The sequence below is a fragment of the Streptomyces sp. NPDC048718 genome (genome assembly GCF_043198875.1).
Lineage (GTDB): Bacteria > Actinomycetota > Actinomycetes > Streptomycetales > Streptomycetaceae > Streptomyces.
This window is the reverse complement of record NZ_JBICVG010000002.1, coordinates 73,533-91,556: the sequence shown is the minus strand read 5'-3', so window position 1 is coordinate 91,556 and position 18,024 is coordinate 73,533. Positions and strand designations below refer to the sequence as shown.

Genomic DNA, 18,024 nt, shown 5'->3' with positions numbered 1-18,024 from the left:
AGGGAGTTGTTCCGTACGGCGGAAGTCGCGCTGTGTGAAATGGGGTTGCCCCGTACGGCGGGAGCCGACTCGCGCCGCGTGCCACCCCGTACGACGGGACGGCCCCCGCCGCCGTGACCCGGATGGACCGGGCACGGCTACGGGGGCCGTCGTACGAGAGAGGCGAGGCGCGCGCCGGGGCGCGCCCGCTGTCAGTAGCCCGGCGGAACCCGGGACGGGCGGCCCGAGCCGCGCGTCAGCGCGTAGCCGCCGACACCCGCGAGGGCCGCGAGGACGCCGCCTATCGCGGTCCAGATCCATCGGTCGGACCACCAGCCGGAGGACCAGCCGCCCTCCGGGGCCCGTGCCCCGGCCGCCTCGGGCGTGTCGGCGCCCGGCACCAGCGGTACGGCGAGGGCGCCGTCCGTGGCGTACGCCCCGCCCGTGGAGCGCGAGGACGCCCCGACCCGGGCCGAGAACGGCTGGCCGAGGTCGTCCTCGGGCAGCCCGGTCACGGTCAGCCGGACGAAGTAGCTGCCGGGTAGCGGGTCGTTGGACCAGGTGTCGGCCGAGGCCCGCACCGGGCGCAGGACACAGGCCAGTTCCACCGTCGTGGCGTCCTTGGCCGCGGGCCGGGACTGCGTCCCGTACATGCACGGCTGGCGGCGGCGCAGCCCGTCGTACACGTCGATCCGCCAGGTGGAGGTGCCGTGCCGCAGCGCGGCGTCGGGCAGCGTGACGGCGGCGGTGACGGTGGGCCGCTCACCGGTGTCGGCCGGGAACGACCAGTACAGGTAGTCACCGGTGGACGCCTGCGCCGTGGCCTGCTGCCCCTGGCGGAAGAAGGTCGCGGTGCGGAAGGAGGTGCCGGCCTCGGTCGGCCCGCCCTCCTTCGCGTCCCCGCTCGCGCTGCCGCTCGGGACCGGGGTCGGGCTGTCGGCGAGGCCCGCCGGGGCGGCCGGGCCGAGCAGGGCGGCGCCGGCGAGCACCAGACCGGCCGTCGCCCGGCGCAGCGCGCCGGTGAGCGGCCGGCGCGGGGTGCCGGTGGCGCGGGCCGTGCGCATGCGTGCGCGGAGGTTCGATCCGTAGGTGGTACGCATCAGTTCGTCCTCCAGATGGCGAAGCGCCAGCGGGACAGCCAGCCCCAGATCAGACCTCCGAGGAACCCGGCGATCACCAGCGTGCCAAGCAGCCACCAGCCGCGGCCCAGACCGAAGGAGGCGATGTCGGAGGCCGAGGCGGGCCCGTCGACGATGTCGATGGCGAGCTCCACCGGCATGCCCGGGGTCGTCTTGACCGACGGGGGAGCGGAGAACGAGTTGGCGACCTCGAGGCAGACGGACTCGGCGGCGGGCTTGGAGCCGTCGTCCGACGCGCCCTTGTCGTCCTTCTTGGGGTAGCGCAGGCCCGTCGAGACGACGTCGGTGCGTCCGTCGCCCGCCTCGGAGCCGCGGACGATCTCCCGCCCGTGCGCGGTGACGGCCCTCAGGAGCACGCCGTAGTCGTTGTTCACCGCGCGGTCGGCGGAGATGCTCACCGAGGCGCGCAGCTCCTTGCCCGGCAGCACGTCGACCCGGTACCAGCGGTGCTTGCCGAACTCCTGGCGGTCGGTGTACACGCCTGGCTTGAGCTGCGGCGCGTCCACACAGCGTCCGGCGCCTTCGGCGGCCACCGGCGGGGCGACCGGGTCGGCCGCGCGGTCCACCAACTGCCGCACACGGCCGGACAGTTCCTCGGTGCGGTGCACGGAGGTGTAGGTGCCGCCGGTGGCCTCGGCGATACAGGTCAGCTGACGGCGGGTCTTGGCGTCCGGGACCAGACCGAGGGTGTCGACGACCAGATGGATGCCCCGGGCGGCGATGTCACGCGCCACCTCGCACGGGTCGAGCGGGGCGCAGGTGTCCTCGCCGTCGGTGATGAGCACGATCCGCTTGGTCGCCTCACCGCCCTTGAGGTCGTCGGCGGCGCCGAGGAGCGCCGGGCCGATGGGGGTCCAGCCGGTGGGGCTGAGGGTGGCGACGGCGGTCTTGGCCTCGGTGCGGTCGAGCGGGCCGACCGGGTAGAGCTGCCGGGTGTCCTTGCATCCGCGCTGCCGGTCCTCGCCGTGGTAGTCGGCGCCGAGGGTGCGGATGCCGAGCTGCACCTCCTGCGGGACCGCGTCCAGGACCTCGTTGAACGCCTGCTTGGCGGCGGCCATGCGGGACTGTCCGTCGATGTCGCGCTGGCGCATCGAGCCGCTGACGTCGAGCACCAGCTCGACCTTGGGTGATTCCTTGGGGGAGTCGGCGTCCGAACCCATCGGGCCGTCGTCCGCGGCCGCGAGGGCGGGGAGGAGCCCGACGGTCAGGGCGGCGAGTAGCGCGCAGGCCCCGGTCGCCAGCCGTTTTCTCGTGATCATCGGAGGATCGTAGGGAGGATCGTCCGACAATCCAAAACCGAGGTGGCTCTCACCTCCTGAGCACCGGTCAGTCCAGGACAGTCTCCGATCCGCCTCCGCACCGGCTCCGAGCCGGCTACGCGCCGGATCCGATCCGCCTCCGATCCGCCTCCGAATCGGCTGCACATCGCCCCTGACGGCCCCGAGCCGGTCCCGTCACGGTCCGTGCGCCGGACTCCCGTGGGCCGGACTTTCGTGCCCCGCCGCCGGGCCCGTCCGGCCGGATCGATACCGTGAGGTGAGCGACGCGGGCCGGGAGCGCGGGACGAGAAGCGGGACGACGGGGAGGACGCATGACGGGGGCGGGCACCGCGGCCGCCGGCGGGCCCGGGGACGGCCCGCTTCGGGACCTGGTGTGCGACGGGCTTCGCGAGCGGATCGCCACGGGCCGGCTCCGGCCCGGGGACCGGCTGGTGGAGCGCGAGATCGCCGCGGAGTTCGGCGTCTCCAGGGTCCCCGTCCGCGAGGCCATCCGTACCCTCCTCGTCGAGGGGCTGCTGCGGGCCGTCTCGCCGCGCCGGATCGTCGTCCGCGAGCTGGCCCGGAAAGACGTCGAGAACCTCTTCGACATGCGCGAGGCGCTGGAGGTGCTGGCCGTCCGCCGCGCCACCGAGTGCCGTACGGACATCGAACTGCGCACCCTCTCCCGGCTGCTCGCCGAATCCCGCGCCGCCGCCTCGGCCGGCGACCCCGAGCGCCTCGCACGCGCCGACGCCGCCTTCCACGCCCGGGTGGTGCGGATGTCGCGCAACGAACTGCTCGTGACGGCGCTTTGCACCCTGGAGGGCCGGCTGCGCTGGCTGTCCCGGCAGGTCGGCGAGCGCGGCGGGCCGGGGCCGCGATGGGAGGAGCACCGCATGCTGTACGAGGCGATCGGCACGGGCGACGCGGAGGCCGCCGCCCGGCTCGCCTTCGCGCGGGTGCGCCACTGCCGGAGGGTGACGCTCGCGGTGCTGTTCGACGTCTGACGGCCCGTGAACCGAAGCGGGCGGGCCCGAAGTCGGGAGGTTCGAAGCCGGCGGCCCGAAGCAGGCAGACCCGAGGCCGGGAGGCCCCAAGGCGCCGGGCCCCGGTACGACAGGGCCAGGAGGCTCAGCGGTGCTCGGGGTTGGCGAACTCCGGCCGGCAGCCCGCGTCCCACAGCGAGCGCTGGTTGCCGTGCGCGGGGATCCCGCCGGCCCGTTTGAGCAGGGCGCCCAGATGCATCAGGTTCCACGCCATGAACGAGGTGTTGCGGTTGGTGAAGTCGTTCTCCGGGCCGCCCGAGCCCGCGTCGAGGTACGACGGCCCCGGTCCCGCCTCGCCGATCCAGCCCGCGTCGGCCTGCGGAGGGATCGCGTACCCGAGGTGCTGGAGGCTGTAGAGCACGTTCATGGCGCAGTGCTTGACGCCGTCCTCGTTGCCGGTGATCAGACAGCCGGCGACCCGTCCGTAATACGCGTACTGACCCTCCTCGTTGAGGATCCCGGAGCAGGCGTAAAGCCGCTCGATCACCCGTTTCATCACCGAGCTGTTGTCACCGAGCCAGATCGGCCCGCACAGCACCAGGATGTCGGCGGACAGCACCCGCTCGTAGAGTCCCGGCCAGGCGTCGGACTCCCAGCCGTGTTCGGTCATGTCGGGCCAGACACCGGTCGCGATGTCGTGGTCCGCCGCCCGGACGAGCGAGGTCACGACGCCCTGCTCGGTCATCACCGCCCGGCTGCGCTCGATCAGGCCATCGGTGTTGCTCACCTCGGGGGAGCGTTTGAGCGTGCAGTTGATGTACAGCGCGCTGAGATCGTCGTAACGGTACGGGCTGGTGGGCATCGGCCGACTCCTCGCGCTCGGGCAGGGGCCCTCCCAGCCTGCGAGCGGCGGGCCGGGCGGGCCAGCGCGGCGCGGCCGAACGCGTGAGACGGGTGCGTGGGGGACCGGGCCGGGTACGGGGAGTGGGTGCCCGGGACGGAGACGCGGGACGCGGGACGCGGGACGCACGCCGGCCCACCGGGACCCGGTGGGGTCGCGGTGGGCCGGCGGGGTGGCGGGTGGCGCGGGTCGGCCGGAGACGGCCGGTGGTCAGCCGACGGTCAGCGAGGTGTCGTCGACGACGAAGGAGGTCTGGAGCTTGGAACCCTCCGTACCGGTGAACCGCAGGGTCACCGTCTGCCCCGCGTAGGCGGCGAGGCTGAAGCTCCGCTGCACGTAGCCGCTGGACGCGTTGAGGTTGGAGTAGGTGGCCAGGGTGGACAGAACCGTTCCGGCGCTGTTCACGACCTCGACCTTGAGCGTGTCGTACGCGGCGGTCGTGGTGGTCTCGGCGGTGTCGATCCGGGTGTAGAAGCCGAAGGTGGCCTGGGTGCAGCCGGCCGGGATCGTCACGCTCTGGGAGAGCGCGTCGGTGTGGGCGGCGCCGTAGCCGCTCAGCCACGCCTTGTACGAGCCGGTGCGCGCCGGGCGCGTGGTCTCGTTGGTGATGACGTCGGCCGAGCCGGTCCAGCCGGTGGCGCCGGACTCGTAGCCCGGGTTGGCGAGCAGCTGGCCCGCGGCGCAGGTGGTACCGCCGCCGCCACCGCTGCCACCGCCGGTGGTGGCCTTGGAGAGCCAGTCGGTGGCGTTCAGGGCGAGCGCCGCGTTGGTGCCGGCGGGGTCGTTCCAGCCGTCGTACAGCGTGTTCCCGCTCTGGCCGGTGCCGTCGTCGATCGGCGAGCTGTCGCCCCAGAACGCGACCCGGCCGTTGCCGAAGGAGCTGGTGGCGAAGAAGGCGCCGGTGTTGCCGGAGTAACCGGTGCGGTAGACCAGGCCCTTCACCGACGGGTTGTCGGCGGGCTTGAGGGTGGCCGTGGTGCCGCTGCGGATGATGCTTCCGGTGACCTTGCCGAAGGCGCCGTTGATGACCGGGTCGGTGGTGTCCGCGATGGCGCGCGGGTTGTCGGTCTGGATGTTGGCGACGTCGACGCTGAAGCCGAACGGGTCGTTGTTGTTCACCCCGTTGTCCGTCATCAGGTCGTTGATGATCGCCAGCGCGTCCCAGCCGTCGTTGTTGCGGTCGGCGATGTTGTGGTCGGAGACGAGGAAGAGACCGCCGCCGTTCTGGACGAACTTCATGACCGCGGTCTTCTCGCTCGCGCTGAGCCGGATGTTGGGCTCGGGCAGCACGAAGCTGTCGAAGTTCGACAGGTCGGTCGCGGCGGTGGTGCCGTAGGTGATGGTGCCGCCGGACGGCAGGGTCTTGAGCGAGTAGCGGCCGGTCTTCTGGAGCGCGACGCCCCAGGCGGACAGGGCCCCGGTCCAGTCCTTCTCGGTCTGCGGCGAGGGGTTCTGGGTGAGCGGGTCGGGCTGGCCGGTGCCGATGATCCAGTCGGCGTTGCCGGCGGTCTCCGCCTTGGAGTTGTCGAAGAGCACGCGCAGCGGAGCCGCGGCGGTCGCGGCTCCGGCGGCGGCGCCCTGCGACGCGGCGGCGGCGCCCTGCGGCGCGGCGACGGCGGTCGAGCCGAGCGCGGGCGCGGCGGTCGCGGCGGCGGCCAGCAGGGCGCCGCAGGCGGTCAGGGTGGCGAAGCGGCGGGTGGACCTTCCGAGTCCGGGCATCCGGCAGACCTCCGTGAGGTGGAGTGAGGGGGGAACGGCTGTGCGAGCGGCCACTCTTCGCGCGTAGAACATCGAATTCGGGACGCCCCGCACACGCGCGATTGAACGGTACATGACGAGATGGTGTCGATGGAACGCCCGACTCCGTGGGGGGATCGGGGAGTTGTGGTGTGCGGGTGGCGTGCGGGGCGGGTCCGGCGCGCGGCGGCGGGCCCCTTGTGTCCGGCGCCCCGGCGTGCGCGGCGTGCGCGGCGCCGAGTGGGCGACAGGTCTGCGCGAGGGCGCGCCGGGTGCGCGTACCCGGCGCGCGGCCCGGCGGTCGCCGGAGGGTGGTCACCGAGAGGCCGGCGAGTGGCTCAGCGGTCGACGGGCAGGCCGTTCGGCTCCTTGACCCGCTTCATGATGATCTGCGAGTTGACCTCGGTGACCCCCGCCAGCGTGGTCAGCCGCTCGATCCACAGCCGCTCGTACGCCGCGAGATCCGCGACCGCGATCCGCAGCAGGCATCCGGGACTGCCGAAGAGGCGGTACGCCTCGATCACGTCCGGGATGTCCTGGAGCGCCTCCTCGAACGCCTCCACCGTCTCCCGGTCCCGCCGCACCTCCACCGAGACCAGCACCTCGAAGCCGCGCCCCACCGCCTCCGGGTCGACGACCGCGCGATAGCCCTGGATCACGCCGTCCTGTTCCAGCTGGCGCACCCGGCGCAGACAGGGGGAGGGGCTGAGGCCCACGCGCTGGGCCAGCTCCTGGTTGCTCAGCCGGCCGTCCTGCTGGAGCTCGCGCAAGATATGGAGATCGATCCGGTCCATGACGCAATTCTCCACCATGAACCGAGCGAATCCGGGGTGAGTTCGCAATCGCATTGCGCGGTCCTTGACCTATCGTTGCCGCGCACCCCTCCAGGAAGGACGTATCCGTATGAACCGGTCGCGCGACGAGCGGACCCGCCGTGTCGTGGTCATCAGCACCGGCGGCACCATCGCCAGCCGCTGGACCGGCAGCGGATACGCCGCCGACGCCTCCGGCGACGATGTCGTGGCCACCGCGGCCGTCCCCGACCAGGTGACCGTCGAGGTCGTCGACCTCTTCAACGTCAACAGCTCGCGGATGACCACCGGCCGCCAGCTGACCCTGCTGCGCGCCGTCCACGAGACGCTGGCCGATCCGGGCGTCGACGGCGTCGTCGTCACCCACGGCACCGACACCCTGGAGGAGTCGGCCTTCTTCGTGGACCTGCACCACGCGGACCCCCGCCCGGTGGTCTTCACCGGCGCCCAGCGCCCCTTCGGCGCGGGCAACGGCGACGGCCCGGCCAACCTCTACGACGCCCTCCAGGTCGCCGCCACCGTGCGCGGGCTCGGCGTCCTCGTCGTCTTCGACGGGCTGGTGCACGCGGCGCGCGGCACCGTCAAGACCAAGACGCTCGCCTCCGACCCGTTCGCCGACCCGTCCGGCGAGCGCGTCGGCCGCCTCGGCTTCGGGCGCGTCGACATCGACCGGGAGCCCGTGCGGCCCGCGCCGCTCCCGCTTCCCGCCGACGGTACGGACGCGCCCCGTGTCGACATCGTCGCGCACCACTCCGACGGCGACCCTGTCCTCTTCGACGCCGCCGTCGCCGCCGGCGCGCGCGGCATCGTCCTCGTCGGCACCGGGGCCGGCAACGCCACCCCGGAGATCGCCGAGGCCGTGGCCCGGGCCGTCGCGCGGGGCGTCCATGTCGTCCTGTCGACCCGGGTCGCCGCCGGCCCCGTCGCCGAGGTGTACACCGGCGGGGGCGCCGTCGACCTGGCCGCCGCCGGAGCGGTCCTGGCCGGCACCCTGCGCCCCGGTCAGGCGCGGATCGCCCTGCTGGCGGCCCTGCTCGCCGACGTACCGTCGCCGGAGCGGCGGACGGTCCTGCTGCGCACCCTTCTCGCGGGCCCGCCGGGATACGCGCCGACGCCCGCCCCCGCGGAGCGGTGACGCGGCGAGCCCGGCGGTGACACGGCGGGCTGGGGGGAGAGCTCAAGGTTGCGGTGAGTAAATCCGATATTCATCCCAAAAGAGGATGAAATCGAATGAGGAAGCCGCCTCCATGATGCCGACCGCCACCACCCCCGTCGCCCCCACCACTCCCTACACTCCCGCCCCCGGTGCGCCCGAGGCGTCCGACGCCCTCGACCGGGAAGCGGCCGCCCTCTTCGACACAGCGGTGTGGCAGGAGACCCTGACCCGCTGGGCCGGACCGCCGCCGTCCCCCACCCCCGCGCGGGAAGCGCCCGGGCCCCCCGACTGGCGGCGGCTGCTGTCCGTTCCCGTCGACCGGCTGGTGACCGACGCCCTCGCCGCCGCAGGTGAACGGACCGGGGCCGGAGCCCCGGCCCCGCCCGTACTCCAGCCGGGCGAGCCGGGGGAGCCGGGCGAACGCCCGCTCCCGGGCCGCCTCGGCGCGATCCTCCCCGACCGGCTCCATCTCTGGCGCCGCCTCGGCAGGCCCGATGTGCTCCCCTCGGTCCACCTGGCGTACGCCCGGCGCGTGCTCACCGAATGGGGCTGGCAGAACACCCCGTACCGACTCCGCGACGCACGCGGCGCCCGCTGCGTCTGCGGCGCCATGGTCGCCGCCCACCGGCTCGGCTACGGCAGCGCCGCCACCCTCGACGAGGCCGGGAACTGGATGCTGGAAGAACTGGGCTGCCGTGGCTGGAACGGACTGGTGGGGCCCTGGAACCGCGCCCCGGGCCGCACCGCCGCCGACGCCCTCGACCTGGTCGACGCCACCATCCGCCGCGCGGCCCGCGCGGGGCGCTGAGACGGGGCCGATACGGGTGCCGATACGGGTGCCGATACGGGCCCGGCAGGGGCCGGGCAGGCACCCTCGGGCGGGGCGGGCCGGGGCCGCGCCCGTCGTCCGGAGAGGAACCTTTCCGGCCACCGCACTAGCCTGAAGGTATGGGCAGCGGTGGTCTGACCGGGGTGTTCCTCTGCGGAGACGTGATGCTCGGCCGGGGAATCGACCAGATCCTCCCTCATCCGCTCGACCCCGTCCTCACCGAGCGGTACGTGCACGACGCCCGCGACTACGTCACCCTCGCCGAGGCGGTCTCCGGGCCCGTGCCCCGGCAGGTCGCGCCCGCCTACCCCTGGGGCGAGGCCCTGGCCGCGATCGCCGCCGCCGGGCCCGCCGCCCGCGTGGTCAACCTGGAGACCTCGGTGACCCGCCACGCCGTGCCCGTCCCCGGCAAGGCCGTCCACTACCGCATGGATCCGGCCAACCTGCCCGCGCTGACGGCCGTACACCCCGACGTCGTCGCCCTCGCCAACAACCACGTCCTCGATTACGGCCGGCGCGGACTCGACGACACGCTCACCGCGCTCGCCGGCGCCGGGCTGCGCGCTGCCGGGGCCGGCCCGGACCCCGAGACGGCCCGCCGCCCCGCGATCGTCCCGCTGCCCGGCGGGCGCCGGCTCGTCGTCCACGCGCTCGGGCTCGCGTCCAGCGGGGTGCCCCGGGACTGGGCCGCCACCGCCCGGCTCGGCGGTGTCCACTACGGTGCCGGGCCGCAGGGCGCCGCCGCGAACCGGCTGCTGGAGCGGCTGCGCGCCGAACGGCGCCCCGGCGATCTCGTCGTCGTATCGGTCCACTGGGGTTCCAACTGGGGCTATGCCCTCGCCCCCGACGAAGTCGCCTTCGGGCACGCCCTCGTCGACGCCGGGGCGGACCTCGTCCATGGCCACTCCTCGCACCATCCGAGGCCCCTGGAGGTGTACCGAGGCAGGCTCGTCCTGCACGGCTGCGGCGACCTCGTCAACGACTACGAGGGCATCAGCGGGCCCCTGGGCTACCGCGACGACCTGCGGCTTCTCTACTTCGTCAGCGTCCGCGACGAGGACGGCACCCTGGCGGAGGTACGGCTCGTCCCGCTGCGCAGCCGGCGGCTGCGCCTCGAGCGGGCGAAGGAACGCGACACCCACTGGCTCCACGAGACCCTCGACCGGATCAGCGGCCCCTACGGGATGCGGATCACCCTCGCGACCGGGAAGGACGGCGGCACACCGGCACTGACGGCCCGGCCCGCCTGAGGCCCCGTCCCCGGGACCGACCGCGCGGACGGAGACGGCGGCGGTGGAGACGGCGGCGGAGACGGACCGGCGGAGCGCCGGTCCACGAACGGCGGCCGGCGGCGAACAGGCGGCAGACCACCACAGGAAGCGGAACGCGACAGGAAGGCGAGCGGACCATGTACTTCACCGACCGCACCGACGCCGGCAGACAGCTCGCCGCGCGGCTCACCGGCCTCGAAGCCCACGACCCGGTGGTCCTCGGGCTGCCACGCGGGGGAGTTCCCGTCGCCGTCGAGGTCGCCGACGCACTCGGCGCGCCCCTCGACATCTGTCTCGTACGGAAGCTGGGCGTGCCCTACCAGCCGGAGCTGGCGATGGGCGCGATCGGGGAGAACGGGGTGCGTGTCCTCAACGACCAGGTGATCGCCCAGGCCGGGATCTCCGAGGACGACCTCGCCCGGGTCGAGGACCGCGAGCGGACCGTCCTGGCCGAACGGGCCCGGCGCTACCGGGGCGACCGTACCCCCGCCGATCTGGCCGGCCGTACGGCGGTCGTCGTCGACGACGGCTTCGCCACCGGCGCGACCGCGCTCGCCGCCTGTCAGGTGGTACGGGCCCGGGGCGCCGCCCGGATCGTGCTGGCCGTGCCGGTGGCGCCGCCCGGCTGGACGGCCCGGGTCGCCGGGATCGCGGACGAGACGTACTGCGTCCGCGAACCGGAACTCTTCTCCGCGATCGGCCAGTTCTACCGCGACTTCGCGCAGACCACCGACGAGGAGGTCGTGGCCGGACTGCGGCGACGCGGTGGCATCCCGGAGACGGACGACGAGGTACGGATCCCGCTCGGCGCCGGAGGCACCGGCGAACCGGAGGTGGGCGGACGGCTCACCGTGCCCGCCGGGGCCACCGGCGTCGTCCTGTTCGCGCACGGCAGCGGCAGCAGCCGGCACAGCCCCCGCAACCGGGCCGTCGCCGCCGCCCTCAACCGGGCCGGACTCGGCACGCTTCTGTTCGACCTGCTGACCGAGGACGAGGCCGCCGACCGGAACAACGTCTTCGACACCCCACTGCTCGCCCTGCGGCTGCGCCGGGCAACGGAGTGGCTCGCCGGGCGGCCCGGCACCGCGGGGCTGAACACCGGTTACTTCGGGGCGAGTACGGGCGCCGCCGCCGCGCTGTGGGCGGCCGCCGAGTCCGGCGACAGGGTGGCCGCGGTGGTCTCCCGGGGCGGCCGGCCCGACCTCGCCGGGGAACGCCTCTCCGAAGTCACCGCCCCGACCCTGCTCATCGTCGGCAGCGCCGACCCCCAGGTCCTCGACCTCAACCGGCGGGCCGAGGCGATGCTGCGCTGCGAGCACCGGCTGGTGACCGTGCCGGGGGCCGGACACCTCTTCGAGGAGCCGGGCACCCTGGAGCGGGTGGGGGAGTTGGCGGCCGACTGGTTCGCCGGCCGGCTGTGACCGTCCGGGGCGCCGGGCCGTGAACCGGCCCCTCGGCGGCGTTGAGCGTCAGGACCTCCGCACGCGTCCGGTCCGCGTCCGGATCGGACTGGCTCAGGCCGGATCGAGGTCCGGATCGGGGCCGGGCCCCGGGCGGGACGCGGCGCGGTCGGCCGTACTCCCGGTGGTGCTGCCGCCGACGATCCGGTCCACCGCCGCGGCGATCAGGGCCTCGCGCTCCTCCTTCGGGAAGACCTCCGGCAGCGTGAGCTGTTCGACGATCAGCCAGTTGAAGGCGAGCATCAGCAGTTTGACGGCGGTCGCGTCGCCGGGCAGCCCCGACCGTTCGTGGTAGGCGAGGTTCGCCTCGACGTCGGCGCGGACCCGCTCGGTCAGGACGGTGCGCAGCGCGGGGCGCCGGGTGGCTTCCAGGCGCAGTTCGAGCAGGGCCAGATAGCCGGTGCGGAACGAGCTGACCCGGTCGACGAGTTCGCGCATCAGCGTCGTGTACGTCGCCCGGTCGGAGCCCGCCGCGCGCTGCCGGGCGATGGTCGCCTCGTCCGGCAGCAGCCGTTCGTAGACCCGGCCGCCCGCCTGGGTGAGCAGGTCGTCGCGGTTGGCGAAGTAGTTGGAGGCGGTTCCGGGCGGGACGGCCGCCTCGGTGTCCACGGCGCGGAAGGTGAGTCCGCGCGCGCCTTCGCGGGCGAGCACCTCGATCGCCGCGTCGACGAGCGCCGCCCGGCGCTCCGGGTTGCTGCGGGCCATCGTCATCGCTCCCGTCGGCCGGACGTGCTTGGCGTTGTCGGCTCAGACTACTACGGGTGGAGTGGACGGCGATGGGAAGTAGCGCTTGCGGTCAGGGGGCGGGAGGTGTCGGAACCGGCCGCCCCGGGTGCGGGGCGGCCGGGGTGTGCACACACGGTCCTGCATGAACGGTGGTGCGGTCCGCGGTGGCGCCGGCCCACACCGGCCCCGCCCGGACTTGCCCCTCACGGTGGAGTAGACCACTCGAAGGCGTCAAGCGTCATGCGTGGCGTTGACTGAAAGGTCTGGACCAACTACCTTGCGGATGGCCCTCGTTCGGCGGTCCCACAGCCGCGGTTCCGGACCCGGGCCCCCACACGGTCCCGCGACGCGTCCTTCACCCCTCATACGCGTCCCAGGGAGTCCCATGGACACCGGAAGCACCGTCAGCCCCATCCGAAGAAGCCCGTTCCGAAGAGGCCGGCTCCGGAGAGACCCGTCCTCCACGAACCGCCCGTCCTCCACGAACCGCCCGTCCTCTGCGCGCCGCCCGTTCTCCGCGCGTCGCCCGGCCGGCGCCCGGCGGCACACCGGCGGTAGGGCCCTGCTCGTCCTGCTCGCCGCCCTGCTGCTCCCGCTCGCCGCGCTCACCGGCCCGGCCGCCGCCCCCGCCCGCGCCGCGGGCACGCTCACCGCCGAGTTCCACGCCGAGGACAACGGCAGCTGGTGGCGCGGCGTCCTCGTCGTCCGCAACGGCACCGCCACCGCCCTCGCCGGCTGGACCCTCGAATTCGACCTGCCCGCCGGCGTCACCGTCACCTCCCACTACAACGGCGACGCCACCGTCACCGGCAGGCATGTCACCGTCCGCAACGCCCATTACAACGCCGCCGTCCCCGCCGGTGGAACCACCGAGCCGTACAGCTACTGGTTCCTCGCCACCGGCCCCGTCGCCGCCCCCACCGGCTGCACCATCCAGGGCGGCAAGTGCGACGGCAGCCCCGACGTCCCGCCCGCCGCGCCCGGCACCCCGCACGCCACCGCCGTCACCGTGCGCACCGCCACCCTCGACTGGACCCCCGCCACGGCCGGCGACCACCCCGTGACCGGCTACGAGATCCTCTCCCGGGGCGCCGTCGTCGCCACCGCCCCCTCGGCTCCGGGCACCGTCACCGGCCTCGCCCCGGCCACCGCGTACACCTTCACCGTCCGCGCCAAGGACACCCGGGGCAACACCGGGCCCGAGAGCCCGCCCGTCACTGTGACCACGGTCGACCCGGCGAGCGACCCGAACCCGCCCACCGCGCCCGCGAATCTGCGCTCCGCCGGCGTCACCTCCTCCAGCGTGAGCCTGGCCTGGAACGCCGCCACCGACGACAAGGGCGTGGTCGCCTACGACGTTTACCAGGGCGGCACTCTCGTCCGTACCGTGCCCGGCGACACCACGAGCGTTACCGTCGGCGGACTCGGCCCGGCCAACCCGTACACCTTCACCGTCCGCGCCCGTGATGCCGCCGACAACGCCTCACCGCCGTCGAACGCGCTCACCGTCACCACCGCAGACCTGGCCGAAGGACGTCATCTGAAGGTCGGCTACTTCGCCCAGTGGGGTATCTACGGCCGCCAGTACTTCGTCAGGAACCTCGACACCTCCGGTGCCGCCGCCTCCCTCGACGTCGTCAACTACGCCTTCGAGAACATCGACCCGGTCAATCTGACCTGTCTCGGCGGTGTCACCAAGGGCGTCGGCACCGACCCGCAGGACCCCGACCAGGGCACCGGCGCGGGCGACGCGGACGCCGACTACGCCCGCCCGATCAGCGCCGCCCAGTCCGTCGACGGGGTCGCCGACGACGGCTGGGGCAAGCTGCGCGGCAACTTCAACCAGCTCAGGAAACTCAAGGCCAAGTACCCCAAGCTGAAGGTGCTCGTCTCCCTCGGCGGCTGGACCTACTCCAAGTACTTCTCCGACGCCGCCGCCACCCCGGCGTCCCGGCAGAAGTTCGTCCGCTCCTGCGTCGACCTGTGGATCAAGGGCAATCTGCCCGTCTACAACGGGGCGGGCGGCGAAGGCGCCGCCGCCGGCGTCTTCGACGGCATCGACCTCGACTGGGAATGGCCCGGTTCACCCGACGGCCATCCCGGCAATCACTACAGTGCCCAGGACAAGGCGAACAACGCCGCCCTGGTCGCCGAGTTCCGCAAGCAGCTCGACGAACTCGGCGGCGAACACCGGCTGCTGACCGCCTTCACCCCCGCCGACCCGGTCAAGATCGGACAGGGCTGGGACCTCGGCACCGTCGGCACCGCCCTCGACTACGCCATGGTCCAGGGGTACGACTTCCACGGCGCGGGCAGCGACAACTCCTGGGAGCCGAACCGCACCGGCCACCAGGCGAACCTCGCCACCGACGCCCAGGACCCGTACGGCTTCCACTTCAGCGTCGACGCCGCCGTCAAGCCGTACCTGGACGCCGGTGTCAGCCCGCGCAAGATCACCATCGGCATCCCGTTCTACGGACGGGGCTGGCAGGGCGTCACCGACGGTGGCGCGGCGGGCGAATGGCAGAGCGCGACCGGCGCCGCGCCCGGCCAGTTCGCCGAGGAGGCGGGCGTGCGCGGCTACTCCAACCTGATCGCCTCGGTGCCGAACCTCACCGTCCGCCACGACGAACAGTCCGGCGCCACCTACGGGTACACCGGACCCGGCGGCCAGTGGTGGAGCTTCGACGACGCCTGGTCCATCGGCCGCAAGACCGACTGGCTGAAGTCGAAGGGCCTGCTCGGCGTCTTCATCTGGGAGATGTCCGGCGACACCACCGGCGGCACCCTGATGAACGCCCTTCGCACCGGCCTCGGCTGACCGGCGCCGAGAGGCGGGCCCTACTCCCCGGACACGACGAGTTCCACCTCGAACCCGTCGGCGTCCTCCAGATAGGCGGCACAGCTCTGTTCCCCGCCCGCGTGCGGATGCAGGTCGGGGAACAGCAGCCGCCATCCGGCGCGTACGGCCTCGTCGACCAGCCGGTCGAACTCGGCCCGCGTCGCCACATGGAACGCCAGATGGTTCAGCCCCGGGCGCAGCCGGTCATGGGCGGCGGCGCTGAGCGCCGGCGATTCCTCGAACACCAGGTACGTGGCCCCGAGCCGCCAGCTGCGGCCCCGGTCCCAGCGCTGGAACGAGGTGTAACCGAGCGCTTCGAGCAGCGGCCCGAATGAGGCGCCGGCGCGCTCGATGTCGGGCACCCATATCTCCACATGGTGCAGGGCGCCGGTGACACGGGGGGCGATCACACTTCTCCTCAAGGGCCGTTCAGGGGAATCCGCCCCGAGCATAGGCTCCGCCCCGGGCACGGGCCCCATTCAGCCCATGGGGCCGGCCCCGGCCACGGGCCACGCCCCGAGCCGGTTCAGCATTTGATGTACTCCCAGGTCAGCGATTTCACGGTGGCTCCGGAGGGGGCCACGATACGGACGGTGGCCTTGGTGCCCTTGCCGGTGGCCCAGTTGCTGTCGCCGACACTGCCGTTGGTGAAATGGGCACGGACGAAGGGGCAGCGGCCGTCCGCCTTGGTGTCGTGGACGGTGCCGGTGACCTTGGTGAGCCCGTTCTCGTAACAGCCGTTGGCGTATCCCTCGCCGCCGGACAGGTCCCAGTTCTGCTCACAGGCCGGGGGAGCGGCGGGCATCGCGCCCGCGGGCGCGATGCCCAGGGGAAGGGTCAGAGCCGCGACGGCCGATGCCGAAATCGCCGCCTTCTTGAGCCTGCTCATATGCACTCCTGTCCTGGTGACGGGCGTTGGCGCCCAGGACCCGAGTGTGGCGGCCACATCACGCCGGCCGATACGGGATGGCGAGAAGGCGCCAACCCGGCGTGGCAGGTGGCGCCGCCCTCTTCGGCCCGCCCTCTTCGGCCCGCCCCCTTCGGCCCGCTCGCCCGGCGGCTCGCGCGGCCGTTCGCGTGGCTCAGGCGGTGATCACGGGCAGACCCGAGGCGAGGGCGGAGTCCCAGCCGTCGTCCACGGCCACCACGTTCCGGCCGGCCGCGTCCAGCAACGACGCGCCGATCCCGGCCCGCATCCCGCCCGCGCAGTGCACCCACACCCGGCCCGCCGGGATCTCGCCGATCCGCCGGTGCAGTTCGTGGATCGGGATGTGCACGGAACCCTCGATGTATCCGGCGGCGCGCTCGGCGGTGCGGCGCACGTCGAGCACGACGACCCCGTCCGTACCCCGCTCTGCCAGGCCCGTGAAGGTGGACCGGGGGAAGGACGCGAGCGCGCCGCCGTCCGCCGCCCACTGGCGCGGGCTGCCGGTCGCGGCGGCCGCGGGCCGGTCGATGCCGACCCGTACCAGCTCCCGCTGGGCGGCGGCCAGCTGCTCGGGGGACTCGGCGAGCAGGGTCACCGGCTTGCCCCACGGGATCAGCCAGGCGAGGTAGGTGGCGAGCAGGCCGTCCGCCTCGAAGTTGAACGTTCCCGCCACATGGCCCTCGGCGAACGCGACACGGTTGCGCAGATCCACGACCCACTCGCCCGCCGCGAGCCGCGCGGCGATCGCGGCTGGGTCCGCGACGGCAGGCGGCGTCAGGTCGACCGGCGCGGGTCCGGCCGCGTTGGCCGGGCCCATGTGCGCGTAGTAGGCGGGGATGTCGTCGAGCCCGGCCAGCAGACCGGTCACGAAGGAGTCGACGTCCGTCGTCAGTGCGGTGTTGACGGACTTCTCCCTGCCGATGGTGGTGGCGTCGCCCTCGGCCTGCGCGGAGGAGCAGAAACTGCCGAAGCCGTGGGTGGGCAGGACAGAGGTCTCGTCGGGCAGTTCGGCCGCCAGCCGGTGCGCGGAGGCGTGCTGGGCACGGGCCAGCTCCTCGGTCAGCCGCGGTTCCACCAGGTCGGGGCGGCCCACCGTGCCGATCAGGAGCGAGCCGCCGGTGAAGGCGGCCACCGGGATGCCGCTCTCCCGGAGGACGTACGCGGTGTGGTGCGGGGTGTGCCCCGGGGTGGCGACGGCCCGCAGGGTCAGTTCGTCGTCGACCGGGACGGTGTCCCCGTCGGCCACCGGGACCCGCGCGAACGACACCCGCGCACCGGCCGGCACCAGATAGGCGGCGCCCGTCAGACGGGCCAGCTCCAGGCCGCCGGTGATGTAGTCGTTGTGGACGTGCGTCTCCACGACATGGGTGATCCGCACGCCCCGCCGGGCGGCCGCCGCCAGGATCCGGTCGACGTCACGCGGCGGGTCGACGGCCACGGCCGTGTGCCGGCCGCCGGCCAGGTAGTGACGGTTGCCGAGACCTTCGAGCTCGATGGTGTCGATGAAGAACACGGTGACGTTCCCTTCCGCACGCTGCCCCGGGTATGTGTACCCCTGACAACACGAATACCCCTGGGGGTATTCCGAGGTCCGGCTTCCGATTTCGTGCCGCCCCTCGGCGCGGCGCGGCGCCGCGCCGGCGCCGCGTGCCCTCAGGCCAGCGACAGGAAGAGCCGCTCCAGGCGCGAGCGCATCTGCTCGCCGGTCTCCCCGCTCCCGCCGTTGGTCCGGGCGCTGTCGATGTCGGTCACGCACTGCTGCAGCCCGGTGGCGATGATGGCGAAACCGGCCCGGTCCAGGGCGCGGGACGCCGCGGAAAGCTGAGTGACCACGTCCTCGCAGTCGCGGCCCTCCTCGATCATCTTGATCACGCCGGAGATCTGGCCCTGCGCCCGGCGCAGGCGGTTCAGTACGGCCTTGAGGTCCGAGCCTTCGAGTTCCAGTTCCACGATCACTCCTCGATCCTGTCGAAAATACCCCCTGGGGTACTAGAGTACG

The 18,024-nt window shown here is 73.4% G+C and carries 16 protein-coding genes; 6 read left to right on the top strand and 10 right to left on the bottom strand.

The genetic code is table 11. The annotated features are described in order from the left end of the window. Positions 1-191: 191 nt before the first annotated feature. Together ACGFRB_RS03480 and ACGFRB_RS03475 are read right to left on the bottom strand one after the other, a co-directional pair. A complete protein-coding gene (locus ACGFRB_RS03480) occupies positions 192-1,043 on the bottom strand; it encodes a hypothetical protein (RefSeq protein ID WP_393239418.1) in 852 nt (283 codons plus the stop codon). Positions 1,044-1,078: 35 nt separating this feature from the next. After that, positions 1,079-2,377 carry a VWA domain-containing protein gene (locus tag ACGFRB_RS03475; protein ID WP_393238412.1) on the bottom strand — a complete coding sequence of 433 codons (1,299 nt, stop codon included), beginning with the start codon at positions 2,375-2,377 and terminating at the stop codon, positions 1,079-1,081. Positions 2,378-2,709: 332 nt separating this feature from the next. Between ACGFRB_RS03475 and ACGFRB_RS03470 the strand changes: the two genes are divergently transcribed. Continuing rightward, entirely contained in the window at positions 2,710-3,384 is a 675-nt protein-coding gene (locus ACGFRB_RS03470) for a GntR family transcriptional regulator (RefSeq protein ID WP_393238410.1), read from the top strand. Between the two features lie 124 nt (positions 3,385-3,508). Here ACGFRB_RS03470 and ACGFRB_RS03465 read toward each other — a convergent pair whose 3' ends face one another. The 3 genes from ACGFRB_RS03465 to ACGFRB_RS03455 all read right to left on the bottom strand — a co-directional run bounded on the left by ACGFRB_RS03465 (position 3,509) and on the right by ACGFRB_RS03455 (position 6,795). Beyond that, positions 3,509-4,225, bottom strand: coding sequence for a flavodoxin family protein (locus tag ACGFRB_RS03465; protein ID WP_393238407.1), 717 nt, complete (start codon positions 4,223-4,225; stop codon positions 3,509-3,511). A 249-nt stretch (positions 4,226-4,474) separates the two neighbouring features. After that, on the bottom strand, positions 4,475-5,983 hold the full coding sequence (locus ACGFRB_RS03460; protein WP_393238404.1) for a hydrolase: 1,509 nt from the start codon (positions 5,981-5,983) through the stop codon (positions 4,475-4,477). Between the two features lie 356 nt (positions 5,984-6,339). Next, positions 6,340-6,795 (bottom strand): Lrp/AsnC family transcriptional regulator, encoded by a 456-nt coding sequence (locus tag ACGFRB_RS03455; protein WP_363008281.1) that lies wholly within the window; start codon positions 6,793-6,795, stop codon positions 6,340-6,342. 109 nt (positions 6,796-6,904) lie between these two features. Here ACGFRB_RS03455 and ACGFRB_RS03450 point away from each other — a divergent pair, with 109 nt between their 5' ends. The 4 genes from ACGFRB_RS03450 to ACGFRB_RS03435 all read left to right on the top strand — a co-directional run bounded on the left by ACGFRB_RS03450 (position 6,905) and on the right by ACGFRB_RS03435 (position 11,490). Next, entirely contained in the window at positions 6,905-7,948 is a 1,044-nt protein-coding gene (locus ACGFRB_RS03450) for an asparaginase (RefSeq protein ID WP_393238401.1), read from the top strand. Between the two features lie 85 nt (positions 7,949-8,033). Then, the gene (locus tag ACGFRB_RS03445) at positions 8,034-8,777 is read left to right on the top strand and encodes a hypothetical protein (RefSeq protein ID WP_393238398.1); all 744 of its coding nucleotides are present in this window, start codon (positions 8,034-8,036) and stop codon (positions 8,775-8,777) included. 140 nt (positions 8,778-8,917) lie between these two features. Next, a complete protein-coding gene (locus ACGFRB_RS03440) occupies positions 8,918-10,048 on the top strand; it encodes a CapA family protein (RefSeq protein WP_393238395.1) in 1,131 nt (376 codons plus the stop codon). A gap of 158 nt (positions 10,049-10,206) precedes the next feature. Next, positions 10,207-11,490: a phosphoribosyltransferase family protein gene (locus ACGFRB_RS03435; protein ID WP_393238392.1), complete on the top strand. Its 1,284-nt coding sequence runs from the start codon at positions 10,207-10,209 to the stop codon at positions 11,488-11,490. Between the two features lie 93 nt (positions 11,491-11,583). Here the strand turns inward: ACGFRB_RS03435 and ACGFRB_RS03430 are convergent, their stop codons facing one another. Then, entirely contained in the window at positions 11,584-12,234 is a 651-nt protein-coding gene (locus tag ACGFRB_RS03430) for a TetR/AcrR family transcriptional regulator (protein ID WP_393238389.1), read from the bottom strand. 406 nt (positions 12,235-12,640) lie between these two features. On the opposite strand from ACGFRB_RS03430, the gene ACGFRB_RS03425 reads away from it, so the two are divergent. Next, complete coding sequence (locus ACGFRB_RS03425) at positions 12,641-15,076, top strand: glycosyl hydrolase family 18 protein (RefSeq protein ID WP_393238386.1); 2,436 nt, start codon at positions 12,641-12,643, stop codon at positions 15,074-15,076. Between the two features lie 20 nt (positions 15,077-15,096). Here ACGFRB_RS03425 and ACGFRB_RS03420 read toward each other — a convergent pair whose 3' ends face one another. The 4 genes from ACGFRB_RS03420 to ACGFRB_RS03405 form a co-directional block, all read right to left on the bottom strand. Beyond that, positions 15,097-15,507: a VOC family protein gene (locus tag ACGFRB_RS03420; RefSeq protein WP_363008176.1), complete on the bottom strand. Its 411-nt coding sequence runs from the start codon at positions 15,505-15,507 to the stop codon at positions 15,097-15,099. A gap of 116 nt (positions 15,508-15,623) precedes the next feature. Then, complete coding sequence (locus tag ACGFRB_RS03415; RefSeq protein ID WP_393238383.1) at positions 15,624-15,986, bottom strand: hypothetical protein; 363 nt, start codon at positions 15,984-15,986, stop codon at positions 15,624-15,626. 193 nt (positions 15,987-16,179) lie between these two features. Then, the gene (locus ACGFRB_RS03410; protein WP_393238380.1) at positions 16,180-17,538 is read right to left on the bottom strand and encodes a rhodanese-like domain-containing protein; all 1,359 of its coding nucleotides are present in this window, start codon (positions 17,536-17,538) and stop codon (positions 16,180-16,182) included. Between the two features lie 140 nt (positions 17,539-17,678). Next, complete coding sequence (locus ACGFRB_RS03405) at positions 17,679-17,975, bottom strand: metal-sensitive transcriptional regulator (RefSeq protein WP_363008182.1); 297 nt, start codon at positions 17,973-17,975, stop codon at positions 17,679-17,681. Positions 17,976-18,024 lie beyond the last annotated feature (49 nt).